This is a genomic window from Alcanivorax hongdengensis A-11-3 (assembly GCF_000300995.1).
Lineage (GTDB): Bacteria > Pseudomonadota > Gammaproteobacteria > Pseudomonadales > Alcanivoracaceae > Alcanivorax > Alcanivorax hongdengensis.
The window spans coordinates 1-1,055 of record NZ_AMRJ01000077.1 but is presented as its reverse complement, the minus strand read 5'-3'; the positions used below and the strand labels follow the sequence as shown (position 1 = coordinate 1,055).

Here is a 1,055-nt window from a genome sequence, read left to right as displayed (position 1 = left end):
CTAGGGAACCTCTGAAAAACTGACTTTTTAAAAAATTCAGTTCCGTTCTTTGAAAAATATGGCAAAAACAATGACGACAGGCATCGGTTTCTCTCATTTTTGCGCCCTCTGCCGCCCAACGGGCGTCAGACAGGCGCACCTGTCCCTATGTCACCAGATATTTTCTTGCCATCATCATATTGCTGAACCCTGCCAGCACGTAAAGTCGCTCGGTGTTCTTGGCCAGACCTCGATAGCGAACTTTGTTATAACCAAAAACCCGCTTGATGTAGAAAAAACTGTGCTCAACTTTTGCCCGCACACCGGCTTTCAGCCGCTCCAGTTTTGCCGCCGGATCACCCTCTGGAAGCTTCGCTCGTTTACCAGGACGCATAGCGATCTGCCAGTCCACCTTTCTACTGTGATGTTCTGGTCGCTGCCCAATTCCAAGGTAGCCGGCATCGCCCCACACTCGCTGCTCTTTGCCGTGCAAAAGCTGATCGGCGACCACGATGTCATGGACATTCGCCGACGTCGTGGCAATGCTGTGAATAAGACCAAAGGCATCATCGGTACCAATGTGCATCTTCATTCCAAAGTGCCACTCGTTGCCTTTTTTGGTTTGATACATTTCTGGATCACGCTCGCCACTGCTGTTTTTCGTAGAAGACGGTGCACTCAAAATGGTGGCATCAACGATGCTACCTTCGCGCAGAATCAGGCCTTGTCCGGCCAGATGAGCGTTGATTGTTTCGAAAATAATCTTGCCAAACTTGTGTTCCTCCAGAAAGTGCCTGAAGTTCAAAATGGTGGTCTCGTCTGGCAAATTGCCGCTAAGTCTCAACCCGGCAAACTGGCGCATGGACTCAATCTCGTACAAAGCATCTTCCATAGCCGGATCACTAAGATTGTAGAAAAGCTGCATCGCATGAACACGCAACATGACAGGCAACGGATAAGGTGGTCGTCCGGTTTTTGCTCTGTGATACTTCTTGGCCAGTTGCTGTTCCAACTTTTCCCAAGGGATAAGCTTGTCCATTTTCTCCAGAAATATTTCCCGACGCGTTTTCTTTTTC

The 1,055-nt window shown here is 49.0% G+C and carries 1 protein-coding gene; it reads right to left on the bottom strand.

Translation table 11 applies throughout. The features are described from left to right. Positions 1–145: 145 nt before the first annotated feature. Positions 146–1,055: IS5 family transposase (locus A11A3_RS17120; protein ID WP_008930590.1), on the bottom strand; the 910-nt coding region annotated here is incomplete at its 5' end.